The 13,551-nt window shown below is 33.5% G+C and carries 12 protein-coding genes; 6 read left to right on the top strand and 6 right to left on the bottom strand.

Translation table 11 applies throughout. The features are described 5' to 3' along the window. The first annotated feature begins 329 nt into the window (after positions 1 to 329). Positions 330 to 962 (top strand): BamA/TamA family outer membrane protein, encoded by a 633-nt coding sequence (locus tag AC2DZ0_RS05580; protein WP_484644215.1) that lies wholly within the window; start codon positions 330 to 332, stop codon positions 960 to 962. A gap of 57 nt (positions 963 to 1,019) precedes the next feature. On the opposite strand, the gene nagB is transcribed toward AC2DZ0_RS05580, so the two are convergent. The 4 genes from nagB to AC2DZ0_RS05600 form a co-directional block, all read right to left on the bottom strand. Continuing rightward, entirely contained in the window at positions 1,020 to 2,948 is a 1,929-nt protein-coding gene (gene nagB / locus AC2DZ0_RS05585) for a glucosamine-6-phosphate deaminase (protein ID WP_484644217.1), read from the bottom strand. Positions 2,949 to 2,982: 34 nt separating this feature from the next. Continuing rightward, positions 2,983 to 4,305 (bottom strand): sugar MFS transporter, encoded by a 1,323-nt coding sequence (locus tag AC2DZ0_RS05590; RefSeq protein ID WP_484644219.1) that lies wholly within the window; start codon positions 4,303 to 4,305, stop codon positions 2,983 to 2,985. Positions 4,306 to 4,413: 108 nt separating this feature from the next. Then, a complete protein-coding gene (locus AC2DZ0_RS05595; protein ID WP_484644220.1) occupies positions 4,414 to 5,496 on the bottom strand; it encodes a phosphotransferase enzyme family protein in 1,083 nt (360 codons plus the stop codon). Between the two features lies 1 nt (position 5,497). Then, the gene (locus AC2DZ0_RS05600; RefSeq protein ID WP_484644221.1) at positions 5,498 to 6,406 is read right to left on the bottom strand and encodes a nucleotidyltransferase family protein; all 909 of its coding nucleotides are present in this window, start codon (positions 6,404 to 6,406) and stop codon (positions 5,498 to 5,500) included. A 218-nt stretch (positions 6,407 to 6,624) separates the two neighbouring features. Between AC2DZ0_RS05600 and AC2DZ0_RS05605 the strand changes: the two genes are divergently transcribed. Then, positions 6,625 to 7,668, top strand: a complete 1,044-nt coding sequence (locus AC2DZ0_RS05605) for a substrate-binding domain-containing protein (RefSeq protein WP_484492037.1) — start codon at positions 6,625 to 6,627, stop codon at positions 7,666 to 7,668. On the opposite strand, the gene AC2DZ0_RS05610 is transcribed toward AC2DZ0_RS05605, so the two are convergent. Further along, positions 7,660 to 8,304: a sugar-binding protein gene (locus tag AC2DZ0_RS05610; RefSeq protein ID WP_484644223.1), complete on the bottom strand. Its 645-nt coding sequence runs from the start codon at positions 8,302 to 8,304 to the stop codon at positions 7,660 to 7,662. The genes AC2DZ0_RS05605 and AC2DZ0_RS05610 overlap by 9 nt on opposite strands. Before the next feature lie 273 nt (positions 8,305 to 8,577). On the opposite strand from AC2DZ0_RS05610, the gene AC2DZ0_RS05615 reads away from it, so the two are divergent. From AC2DZ0_RS05615 to AC2DZ0_RS05630, 4 genes are all read left to right on the top strand, one after another. Beyond that, on the top strand, positions 8,578 to 10,983 hold the full coding sequence (locus AC2DZ0_RS05615; protein ID WP_484644224.1) for a TonB-dependent receptor: 2,406 nt from the start codon (positions 8,578 to 8,580) through the stop codon (positions 10,981 to 10,983). 5 nt (positions 10,984 to 10,988) lie between these two features. Further along, on the top strand, positions 10,989 to 11,837 hold the full coding sequence (locus AC2DZ0_RS05620; RefSeq protein ID WP_484644225.1) for a DUF4249 family protein: 849 nt from the start codon (positions 10,989 to 10,991) through the stop codon (positions 11,835 to 11,837). Positions 11,838 to 11,957: 120 nt separating this feature from the next. Then, the gene (murQ, locus tag AC2DZ0_RS05625) at positions 11,958 to 12,770 is read left to right on the top strand and encodes an N-acetylmuramic acid 6-phosphate etherase (RefSeq protein ID WP_484644227.1); all 813 of its coding nucleotides are present in this window, start codon (positions 11,958 to 11,960) and stop codon (positions 12,768 to 12,770) included. Beyond that, a complete protein-coding gene (locus AC2DZ0_RS05630) occupies positions 12,767 to 12,985 on the top strand; it encodes a DUF6095 family protein (RefSeq protein ID WP_484644228.1) in 219 nt (72 codons plus the stop codon). The genes murQ and AC2DZ0_RS05630 overlap by 4 nt, the downstream gene beginning before the upstream one ends. Here the strand turns inward: AC2DZ0_RS05630 and AC2DZ0_RS05635 are convergent. After that, complete coding sequence (locus AC2DZ0_RS05635) at positions 12,978 to 13,478, bottom strand: DinB family protein (RefSeq protein ID WP_484644229.1); 501 nt, start codon at positions 13,476 to 13,478, stop codon at positions 12,978 to 12,980. The genes AC2DZ0_RS05630 and AC2DZ0_RS05635 overlap by 8 nt on opposite strands. Between the last annotated feature and the right edge of the window lie 73 nt (positions 13,479 to 13,551).

A 13,551-nucleotide genomic window follows, 5' to 3' on the forward strand; every position in this document is an offset into this window, starting at 1 on the left:
GGTATGATCCGCTTTTTTAATTATATTCCCTCTACAGTTTTTTTTTTCTAAATTAGGAACGCCCTATTGTTAGATTCCATAACAAAGTTTTATCCACACCTGTTTTAAATCGTTTAAGGCAACATAAAACAAGTCTCGGAGTCAATACAGAATATTCCTTTTAATTATTTTTAATATCATAGTCCTCTATTCACTAACAATACTTTTCAAAAGTAACTTCCATCGTTAATAAAGGCTTAATAATGCATTAAAATCAATTTTAAGGTTTTTCTAAACTCTCAAGCTAAATGACATAAGTCAATTCATAACCTGAAAATGAAAAACCTTTCATGATACCATTATTACTTACACCGGTAACAATTTTTTCCATTTTCAAAACCTTTGATACCACAAGCCAACCAGAAGACACGCAAGATTTATTCGGTTTTGGTATTTCTTCTGAATTTGACAAAAGAGACAACCAAATGCAACCTTTGGATGGATTTAACGGTAAATTCAATACCACAAGTTTTCTAAAGAGTCTAGGTAGTACTTCTAACTACACAAATGTCACTATTGAATACAATAAATATTTCAAACAAGGAAAACGAAATACCTTATTAGTAAGAGCCTATGGACAAGCTGCAATTGGTGATGTTCCTTTTGCGGGCCAAAATGTAGTAGGAAGAGATGATTTAAGAGGATATTCTAACGGAAAATATAGAGCAAATCAAGTGTATGATGTTCAAACGGAATATAGACATTGTTTCACAGAAAAGTGGGGTTACGTTGCTTTTGGTGGTGTTGCTACTGCCATTAACAACCCGAATGAAATTAGCCTAAACAATACCCTTCCTGCAATCGGTGCCGGTGTTCGTTTTATGGCCATTCCAAAATCAAGAATTACCGTTGGGATGGATGTTGCTGCCGGTAAAGATGACTGGGGAATATATTTTAGAATAGGTGAAGCATTTACACGATAAATAAAAAAGCCATTACATAAATTTGTAATGGCTTTCCAATTTAAAACACTAAACTACTTAATAGTGCCATCGAACAAAAGCTTCCATGGCAGCATATCTTGCCAGACCTAATAAACTATATAGGTCCGCTGTTTCTTTATTTCTATCTTCAGCACGCTGCCAAAACTCTCTACTATCACTTCCTTGAAAAACAACACCATCTTTTTGAGATTGATGCTTAAATATTCCATATCGTTTTTCCAATACTTGATCTGGTCCCATTGGAACAGCCATTTCTATCTCGTCAATTCCCCATTCTTGCCAGGCTCCTCTATACAACCAAACCCAGCAATCCTTCATAAATTCTTTTCCTTTCAAATTTTTAACAGCTTCAAAAATTGCATCCAAACAAACCTTATGTGTTCCATGTGGATCTGCTAAATCTCCCGCTGCATAAATTTGGTGTGGTTTTATTTCTTCAATCAAATCCATTGTCAATTGAATATCTTTTGGCCCCACTGGATTTTTTTCTATGGTACCTGTTTCATAAAACGGTAAATTCATAAAATGAATATGTTCATCTTGCAATCCTACAAAATAGCTTGTTGCTCTTGCCTCGCCTTTTCGAATCAATCCTTTGATATGACGAACTGCAGAACTATCAATATCACTCGATTTTTTATGTTCCAAAAAGCTTTTTGCTTCCTCAAAAATATCAGTTGCTTTTGGACTATTAATTTCAAAATGTGAATTATAGTCTGTGACAAAATTTGCAAATCGAAGAGCTTCATCATCCGCCACTGCAATATTTCCAGAGGTTTGGTAAGCTACATGAACTTCATGACCTTGCTCTTGTAACCTTTTAAAAGTTCCTCCCATACTTATAATATCATCATCAGGGTGCGGACTAAAAATTAAAACTCTTTTCTTTTCTGGCTGTGCTCTTTCGGGTCTATGAGAATCATCAGCATTCGCTTTTCCTCCTGGCCAACCCGTTATGGTATTTTGTAATTTATTAAAAACCTTAATATTAATATCATAAGCCTCGCCTTCTGATGCTAACAAGTCGCTCATACCATTTTCTATATAGTCATCATCTGTAAGCATGAGTATAGGCTTTTTTAAATCCATAGCAAGACCAATCACAGCCTTGCGTATCATAGTCTCACTCCAATCCACTTGTTCTACCAACCATGGTTTTCTGATTCTAATCAGTTTTGATGACGCCTCTTTATCCAAAACAAAAGTGGCATTATTATGTTCTTGCAAATATGAGGCTGGAATTTTACTGGTAACCTCTCCTTCAACTGCAGCCTTAATCACATTGGATTTTAACTCACCCCATGCTAAAAGTATCACTCTTTTAGCTTCCATAATTTTTTTAACACCTAATGTAATTGCTGTTCTTGGAGTATTAGAAAGTCCAAGAAACTCTGCACTTGCTGCTACTCTTGTCATATGATCTAGAGCGACCAACCTGGTTTTAGAGTTTTGCAAGGCACCAGACTCATTAAAACCCACATGCCCGTTACCTCCAATACCTAATATTTGAAGATCTATTCCTCCTAAAGCATCAATTTTCTCTTCATATTCTTTACAATAGATCGAGATTTCTTGTTTACTTAAAGTTCCATCAGGAACAAAACAATTTTCTGGTTTTATATCAATATGATCAAAAAGAAGTTCTTTCATGAAACGAACATAACTATGAACCGAATCTGGTTCCATTGGATAATATTCATCTAAATTAAAACTAACCACATTTTCAAAACTCAAGCCTTCCTCTTTATGTAAACGCACCAATTCTGCGTACAAACCTTTTGGACTAGAACCAGTTGCCAACCCCAGAATACATTGTTTATTTTCTTGTTGTTTTTCCAAAATCAAATTAGAAATCTCCCTAGCAACAGCCTTTGAAGCACTGTTGGAATCCTCAAAAACTACAGTTCCTATATTTTCGAATCTTTTTTCGAAACCCGTCGCATTGTCTGTGATACTTTTCATCATATTCTAATCATTTTAATAATTTATTTTTTTCTTTTTAGAGATTCGGTCTCCATGATTTTAACTTGTGGCCAAATGTTGAAAAACACAAAATAAGGCAATAGCAAGGAATTAAAATCCAATAACTTTCAGTGGATGCTTGTGCCGTTGCTAGTTCTTCTGCTATCCCATTTACAATCAATTCTTGTTTACCAGCATCAACCAATCTTCCATATAAAGGTGGTATCACCGCTCCTCCCGCAATAGCCATAACCAACAAGGCAGATGCTGTTTTCGTATATTTCCCTAATCCTTTTAATGTCAAAGGCCAAATTGCAGGCCAAACTAAAGCATTTGCTACCCCCAAAGCTGCAACAAATAAAACGGAGGTAAACCCTTTGGTTGTTACTATTCCAAAACTAAAAAGAATACCTAAAATTGCACTTATTTTTAAAGCTGTCTCTTGTTTTAAATATTTCGGGATCAACACAATTCCCAATCCATACATAGAAATCATTGCTAATAAGGTAAACGGTGTAAAATATTTTGCGTATTCTGCCGGAAAACCAAGAGATAATCCATAGGCAATAATAGAATCACCGGCCATAACTTCAGCACCAACATACACAAAAAGTGACAATACCCCCAACCACATATGTGGAAACTGAAAAATACTTGTTTTATCAGAAGCAACATCTTCATTTTTATTATCCCCACTCACTTCTACATTCGGCAAGGGAGCTTTACGAATTAAAACTCCACAACAAAACAACACAATTGCCATGATTATATAGGGCACAACCACAGCTCCAGACATAGAGTCTAATAAAATATCTTTTTCTGAATTGGAAACTGTGAGTAACTTTTCTTGAACCTCATCAATTCCGGATAATAACAAAGAACCAAACACAATATTAGCAATTACTCCAGCTGCTTTGTTAGAAATCCCCATCATTGCAATCCTCTTCGCTCCGCTCTCTAAGGGGCCTAAAATAGTGATATAAGGATTCGCTGCTGTTTGTAAAATAGTCATTCCTGCTCCTTGTATAAATATTGCCAACAAGAACAACCAATAGGTCCGGGAGCCCGCTGCAGGGATAAAAATCAAAGCTCCTAAGGCCATAATAATCAAACCAACTGACATCCCTTTTTTATAGCCTATTTTATTTAGAAGATAAGATGCTGGTAATGCCATCACTACAAAAGATATGTATGATGCGGAAACCACTAAATATGACTGAGCCTCAGTTAACTCATTTATAGTTTTCATAAATGGAATTAAAGTTCCATTAATCCATGTTACAAAACCAAATATGGCAAATAGTCCCGCTATTATACATATTGGTATGAATGTACTTTTATTATCGTTTGATTCCTTCATAGTATGTTTATCCTTTATTTTTTCTATTTTAAAGACCAGAGCCTACTTATATTTGGTTACCGCTTCTTGCTCTGCAAAAACCAATTAACTTTCCTAATTTTATTAGTACTAATTAGAAAAATCCCCAGATCTATCCAATTGTGCATTCAAACTTTCTAATAACTTAAACTGATTTTTAGCTCTAACTAAATTATGCTCATCATAAGAAGTTTTATAATAAACATCTCCATTTAAAAAATCCGTTAAAAATCTGAGTGCCATAATAAAAATCATTGATTTTGCACCTTGCGTTAAATATTTTAGTTCCGTTTCTGAAATAGCATTTCCTATTTTCTCTAGAAATCCTTTTTTATAAGCTTTATAATAATCAACATTGAAATGAACCAACTCCAAATTCTTTTCATCTTCTGCTGCTGTATTACAAATGGTTCTAATAGCATCTCCAAAATCATAATGAATAATTCCCGGCATCACGGTATCTGTATCAATCACACACAAGCCTTTATTATTTTGATCAAAAAGAGCATTTGAAATTTTCGTGTCATTATGAGTTACTCTCATCTTTACAGCGCCAGATTCTTTCAGGTTTTGAAGGATGTGCATCTCTTCTTTCATCTCATTAGCTAAATCAATGTATTCCGTTGCCTGAATCAACCTAGTTTCGGATGCATTTTTTAAAGCATCGTAAAACTGAGAATACCTAAAAGACATGTCATGAAATTTTGGGATTACTTCACATAAACTAGCAATATCAAAGTCATTTGTCAGTTCTAAAAACTCACCAAACAACCTTCCTCCTTCATAAGCAATCTCCCCATCTTTTACTACTTCATGCGTAACACTATCCTCAATAAAAATCATCAAATTCCAATAATCGCCTTCATCTCCTCGATAGTAAGATGCTCCAGATTTTGTCTTAATAAAACTTAAAGCATGTCTTGTATTAGCTTGCTCTAAATCAATATCAAGTTTTTTTCTTATGTGCTCACTTACTGCTACTTTATTATTAATTAATCCTGGCACATCATTAAAAACACCATGATTTATTCTTTGCATTACATAAAAAGGCCTTTGGTCAGTTTCAATGAAATAAGTATCGTTAATATGACCTGAAGCCAATTCTTTGTAAGACACAAATTTTGAAGACTGGTCAAATTGTTCAAAAACTTTATTGAGTTTGTCATTTATCATTTTACCATAGATTTACAGGGTACTCATTCGCTTCCTTTAATTTCATTACTGCCTCTTGGACAATTTCTTTATCTTCTTTATAAGTTACACCAAACCATTGAGCGTCTGATTTTAATACTTCGACTTTTGCTTTGCCAGATTTTAAAATTTCATTGACAACAGAGGGTAGGAAAAATTCTGCTTTTAGATTTTCTATATTGTCTTCCAAAAATTCTTCAAACAACTGACTTCCAAAGTCGAAGCATTTAGGTGTGAAGCCCCAAAAATTCATTGAAACAGTAACATTTTCATCTATATCAATAAATTCCCCTTGAGCATTCTTTCTCTTGAGGCTTCCATTTATCTTTTCTATATGTGTGCGCTCTGTAACATCTAATAAAAATCCGTTTTCATCTACTTGACATTCTCCACGAGAAACAAAACCGTATTCTGACACAGTATTTTTTAAAGAATAGGCAATCATATTAAAATCGTAAGATTCCTCATCAATTTCCTGCAACGCATCTGCCATAATTTTAAAAGCTTGCTTTCCATAAAAATCATCCGCGTTAATAATAGCAAAATTTGAATCTATCACCTCTTTGGTCATCAGTAAAGCATGTCCCGTTCCCCATGGTTTCGTTCGCTTTGGGTTGATAAATTTTTCAGGCACACTGTCTAATTCCTGATATACATATGCTACCTCTGCCTTTCCTTTTAACTTTGGGTTGAAAATTTCTTTAAACTCCTTTTCAAAACTTTTTCTAATGATAAAGACAAACTTCCCGAAGCCAGCTTCCAGAGCATCAAAAATTGAAAAATCAATTATCGTATCACCTTCAGGTGTAAAAGAATCTATTTGCTTTAACCCTCCGTACCTACTTCCCATTCCTGCTGCTAGCACTACTAATGTCGGTTTATTTTCACTCATGTTTTATTTTTTATTATCTATATTTCAACAACTTAACAAGTAATATTCTGTTTTTACTTCTACAAAACTATACAATATCAATTGATAAAAAAAGAAAAAACACAAAAAATGTGCTCGAACACACAAAAATATGTGTTCGAAAACACATCAAAATTGTGCTCGAGCACAAGAAAACAGTGTGCTCGAGAACAATATTAAAAAAATGTTATATTTGCTATATGATAAAAAAATACACTATTAAGGACATTGCTGAATTAGCAGGTGTTTCAAAAGGAACGGTAGACAGAGTTTTACACAAACGAGGACGTGTCTCTGAAGATGCTCTTAAAAAAGTAAATGCCATACTAGACCAAATAGAATACAAACCAAACCCAATCGCTAAAACTTTAAAGAGCAATAAAATATATAGATTATCACTTATCATTCCTGATGTTAAGGAAGATTCTTTCTGGTCGCCTTGTTTGATAGCAGTTACACAAGTATTAGAAAAGTTTCAAAATTTTGGCATAGCAATAGACACAGTAACCTACGCCTCTAAATCAACCAAAGATTTTGTAGAGGTCTCTAAAAATGTTATCGAAAGTAAACCAGATGCTATCCTTATGGTTCCTCTCTTTTATAAAGAAGCATTGCATGTGGCTGAACTATGTACAGAAAATGAAATTTTACTTTCCACATTTAACAACACGATTAAATCATCAGAAAACATAAGTTTTATCGGACAAGATTTGCATAAAAGTGGAAGAATTGGCGCCAAGCTATTTGACACTCTTTTAAAAGATGGAACCATCGTAATTGCACATATCGATCAAGATTTTGATAATGCAACTCATATGCAAGCCAAAGAGCAAGGGTTTCGTGAATTCTTTGAGAATCAAAATTTAAAGGCATTTAAAATACTAACTTATCAAAGCAATCACAACGACACTTCTGTTTCTGCTGAAAAACTTGAAAATTTTGTAAATGAACACTCAGCAGATGGGATTTTTGTTACCACCTCAAAAACCTATATAGCAGGAAAACTGAATTCCAAAGTATCTAATAAATTAAAAATTGTTGGGTATGATTTAATCCACGAAAATATCAATTTATTAAAATCAAATGCAATCGATTTTTTGATACATCAAAACCCACAGCAACAAACCTTTCTTGGATTGAGTCAATTAGCGGAATTCTTATTATTTGGCACCAAGCTACCAGAACAAACTTTACTTCCGATAGACATCATCAATTCTGAAAATTACGAGCAATACCTACAATAAATCTACCAATTCAAAAACACCAAATGAACTTTCAATATGAAAATTCGGTTCCTCGGTATCAGGGTCAACCCAACTAATCCATGTAGGTTCATAAGATCCCTTCTCATCCAAATTATATTTTGCACGAAAGACACCTGTTTCAATTTTATGATTATCAATCAAACCTAACTCTTCCAAACTTTTTAAGGAAATAGCCCCTTCTACAATAAAAAGATTATTTTGAATATCCGACTTTACAAAAATGTCATTCTTTGGCCAGTTCCAATTAAAATCAAAATTTTTGTTTGGCTTGGCTTTGAAGTCCATAATTCTGACCGAAGGATCAATCTCTAAACAATAATAAGGATCTAAGTCCTTGTTCTTTCTAAAAAACAATTCTACTCTATCCGAATTCCCAATATTTTCAACGCTATCCCCAGATCGGTCAATATATATATCTGAATCTTCAACCAAAAATGAAAAATAGAAATTTTCATCATCATAAAGAGCTTTGAAATTAATTTTTGCAATTGCATCAGTACTCCAGGGTGAGACAAATTCAGAAATAGTTTCAGCTCTTTCCCAGAGATCAGATTTAGATTTCCCAGTTATCTCCATTAAATTATTTGGCACTTTTTGTACTCGATAGGTTTTCATATTTTTTTCAATTGAAATTCGAAGATACATGTTTAAATATTTTTTTTAGGTAAAATTTAATATTACGCTAATGTTAAAAATCAGCAACCAATCCGTTATGACATGAAAACCTACTATATTTGCTTGAAAAATTGCACATTTAAGAATTTACTATTTTTCGTCGTTATAAGTTAAATTAATACTTGTATAGACAAATAACATCTTATAAAAGATAGTAAAATCAAGAGAAAAGTGTATTTTTGTTTAACATTTTTAGAATTACACTAAACAATTATGAATAAAAAAATCCTAGTCCTGCTACTATTATTAGTATCGAGCTTTAGTTATGCCCAGGACAATTATACCTTGAGTGGTATTGTATCGGAAGAAAGCAGTGGAGAAACACTTATTGGAGTAAATGTAATATTTCCTGATCAGCAGAGAGGAACCGTAACAAATGGTTATGGTTTTTATTCTATAACCTTACCAAAAGGTGAATACAACCTAGAAATAAGCTACTTGGGATACCAAACAATTGTCAAAAAAATTATGCTTGATGGCAACCTCAAGGAAAATTTCAGCTTGAAATTGGCGAGCGAAGAAATTGACGAAGTTATTGTTAAGAGTAACAACAGGGTAATGAATCTAAAAAAACCAGAAATGAGTGTTCATAAAATTTCTGTGAATACAATTAAAGAAATGCCTGTGGTTTTAGGAGAGGTAGATATCATTAAATCTATTCAATTGCTTCCTGGTGTTACAAGTGCTGGTGAAGGTGCCTCTGGTTTTAACGTTCGAGGAGGAGCTGAAGATCAAAACTTGATTTTGTTAGATGAAGCAACACTCTATAGTTCTTCCCACTTTTTTGGATTTTTCTCTATTTTTAATGCAGATGCCATCAAGGATGTAAAACTTTATAAAGGTGGTATTCCTGCCAAATACGGTGGTCGTGTATCTTCTGTTTTAGATGTGCATCAAAAAAATGGTAATAAAAAAGAACATCATTTTACCGGTGGAATCGGATTAATTTCTAGTAGATTAATGGCGGAAGGACCTATTCAAAATAATAAAAGTTCTTACTTGATTGCAGGACGTGGTTCCTATGCCCATTTATTTTTAAAATTAAACCCAGAAACAAAAGACAATACCATTTATTTCTATGATTTAAATGCCAAGTTAAATTTTGACTTAGATCAAAAAAATAAATTATACTTCTCTGGTTATTTTGGTAGAGACAAATTTAATATCGCTAACCTATTTGTAAATTCCTACGGAAACCAAACTTTTAACACAAGGTGGAACCATTTATTTAGTGATAAATTATTCTCTAACCTTACCGTTATTTTTAGTGAATATCAATATTTTTTAAACCTCGACTTTGTTGGGTTTGATTGGGATTCTGGAATACAAAATATCAATATCAAATACGACTTTAAGCATTATTTATCTGATGATTTTTCTCTATCCTATGGATTAAGCGGTATTCACTATCATTTTCATCCCGGAGAAATAACTCCAAGTTCTAATGAATCCTCTATTGTTGCTAGTAAACTAGATCAAAAATACGCTATTGAACCAGCAGTGTACGCCATGGCAGAACACTCTTTTTCTGATACATTTTCTATGAATTACGGACTTAGAGTTAGTTCATTCTACAGAATGGGGGGACAACCTATTTACAGCTATGCAAATGATGAACCAATAACTTTTAATACCACAACGGGGGTATATGAAGAAGGTGTAATTGATGGTCAAACTGATTATGACAGAGGAGAAGTTATCAAAACTTTTTATGGGCTAGAACCAAGACTTTCTATGTCTTACACTCCTAATGAAACTCATGCATTTAAAGCTAGCTATAATAGAATGTTTCAATACATTCACTTAATATCGAATACTGTTTCTGCAGCTCCATTAGATGTATGGACTCCGAGTGGGCCATATATTGAGCCACAAATCTTAGATCAATATGCCGTAGGATATTTTAGAAACCTTAAGGATGGAGATTACTCTATTGAAACAGAAGTATATTATAAGGACGTTCAGAATAGACTAGATTACAGAGATGGTGCCAACTTAATTGCTCAAAATCAAATTGAAACAATAGTTCTGAGCGGTAAATCTAGATCTTATGGTTTAGAATTATCTTTAAAGAAAAACACGGGTAACTTTAAAGGTTGGATCAGCTACACGCTTTCTAATACAGAACAACAAGTTGTTGGAACAACTCCTGGAGCTACTGGAATAAACAATGGGGAATGGTACCAATCTCCTTATCATAAATTACATGATCTTTCAGTTACCACAAGTTACTTTTTGAATAAAAAATGGAGATTCGGTGCAAATTTTGTTTACCAATCAGGAAAACCGGTTACATATCCTAATGGGCAATATGAAACCAACATCAATGCCGATTTTAGTAATTCAACAAGTACATTAAAGGTGCCTGTTTACAGTCAAAGAAATGAATTTAACATGCCTAGCTATCACCACTTAGATATCTCAGCTACCTATACTCCCCAACCTAAAAAACCAAGAAAATGGAAAGGCGAATGGGTGTTTAGTATCTATAACCTATACGGAAGAAGAAATGCGGCTTCTATCAATTTTAGACAAAATGATATGACGGGTAAAAATGAAGCGGTAAAAACTTCAATATTTGGATTTACTCCTTCATTTACTTACAACTTTAAATTTTAATTGTTATGAAATATTTATACTTAGCAATCACCATACTTTTATTTACTTCTTGCGAAGACGTTATTGACTTACCTTTAGAAGAAGGGCCAAAGCGTTTGGTTATTGATGCCAATATTAACTGGGAGAAAGGAACCGCAGGTAACGAACAAGCGATACGTTTGACAGAAACAGCAGGATTCTATGATTTAACGGTCCCTATTGCCACCGGAGCCACGGTAAAAATAACAAACACTACAAGTCTTGCAGAATTTGATTTTATTGAAGATGGAAGTACAGGAATCTACACAACTTCATCATTTGTGCCAGTGATAGGAAATTCATATGTTCTAAATGTGAGTTATAAAGGAGAATCTTATACCGCAGAAGAAACACTTCTTGCCGCTCCTGCTATTACCAGAATTGAACAGTCTACGGATAATTTCTTTGGAACAGAAGTTATAAAAGTTGAATTTTTCTACGATGATCCTGCGGATGAAGAAAACTATTATTTAAGTCAATTTAGCTATCCTACTGATTATGCTGTAGATGTTTATAGAACGAGAAGTGATGAGTTTTCTGATGGACAAGAAAATAGTGTTTTTGAACAGGACGATAGTTTAAAACCAGGAGAGGATTTAACTCTATACTTCTATGCCTCCTCTAAAACACATTTTAATTATATGGATTTATTACTTGAACAAATATCTAGTGGAAACCCATTTGGAACTCCTCCGGCTCAGGTTATTGGGAACTGTGTCAATACCTCTAGTTCAGATACAAACAAAAAACCTCTAGGGTATTTTAGATTATCTGAAATGGATGTTGTAAAATACACTATAAATGATGAGGACGCAATCATCTTACCTCCATTTTAATTTAATTATGAAAAAAAATTAGAGAGTCTTCCTTATTAATTTATAATTATTTATTCATATTTCTGAGAATAGAAGTATCATAAATAACTACCATTTAGTATTTTTGAAAAAAATAACAATTTGGATTTTTCAAAAACAACAGAACAAAGTTCTCTTTATAATAATCTTGAGAATATGTCAGCAGAAGACCTGCTAACTCATATCAACAATGAAGATAAAAAAGTGGCGCTTGCTGTGGAAAAATCCAAGCCACAAATTCTTGCCTTAGTGGAACAGATTGTTTCAAAACTGAAAAAAGGTGGTAGAATTTTTTATATGGGAGCCGGAACTAGTGGACGGTTAGGGGTTTTAGATGCATCTGAATGCCCACCAACATTTGGTGTACCTCATGAATTGGTTGTTGGACTAATCGCTGGAGGTGATAAGGCCATTCGTAAAGCTGTAGAAAATGCTGAAGACAATACAACTCAAGGTTGGAAGGACTTGCAAGCACATAATATTACTACCAACGATGTTGTGATTGGCATTGCTGCTTCCGGTACAACACCATATGTACTAGGAGCATTACAAAGTGCAAACGAAAACAATATCATTACGGGTTGTATCACTATGAATGAAAATAGCCCCTTGCATTTGACAGCTCAATTTCCAATTGTATCTGTCGTTGGGCCAGAATTTGTAACTGGGAGTTCCAGAATGAAAGCGGGTACGGCTCAAAAGCTTATTTTAAATATGATCAGTACTTCTACCATGATATTACTTGGAAAAGTAAAAGGAAACAAAATGGTAGACATGAAACTGTCCAATTCCAAATTAATCGACAGAGCCAATAGAATGGTAGTAGATTCTCTAAATGTAAGTTATGAGGAGGCTACCAAATTGTTGGAAAAATACGGGAATGTAAGAAACGTTTTAGAACATCATAAAAAATGAGTACAGATCAAAATTTACTAAAAAAAGGACTTAAATTTATTTTTGGAGCAATTCCGTTGATTGCTCTTGCCCCTATTATGATAAGTATTGGATTTTCTGCCATAAAAAAAGACAACAACTATATTTTCAGTGTCATTGGTTTTATAGCTGCCTTATGTGCTATATTTTTAGTTGCTAATGGAATAAGAACGGTTTTAAAATCACTTTTTAAATAGAACTTACTGCCGCTTTTTTGGGTGTTGTAGGGTTGAACCCAAATCCATTTTCAGGTAATTCTATGCCTAATTGATGAATGATATAACCAATACTTGCATAATGATGAATAGCATGACTATGAGCTTGGCTTAATATGGCGGCTAAGGTATAAGTAACTTCTACTTTTCCTGCCCCTAAATCATCTGATACAATGATATTTTTATCTAGAGTATCTTCACCAATACCTTGCAATTTATCAATGGTAATATGTATATAATCAAGCCCCAATTTTAACTGCTCTTCCACAGCTCTATTTCTTGATCTTGCAGACAAATCAACCTTTCCTGCTTGTAGGCCTTCAAATATACAATGAAACATATCCATAACGTGTCGAATATGCGTTCCTATGCTAGAATAATAAGGTGCTACAGTTGTATTTTTGTATTGATCGTTTGATATACATTTTAATAAGTGCTCTCCCTTTCTTAAATTCTGTTCAATAACTTCAATCATTCAATTCTATTTTGATTGTGTTTGACGTAAATATACAAATTCAATTACACTGTTTTTTTACTTTTTATCAAAT

It is taken from the genome of Flavicella sp. IMCC45668, assembly GCF_057219105.1.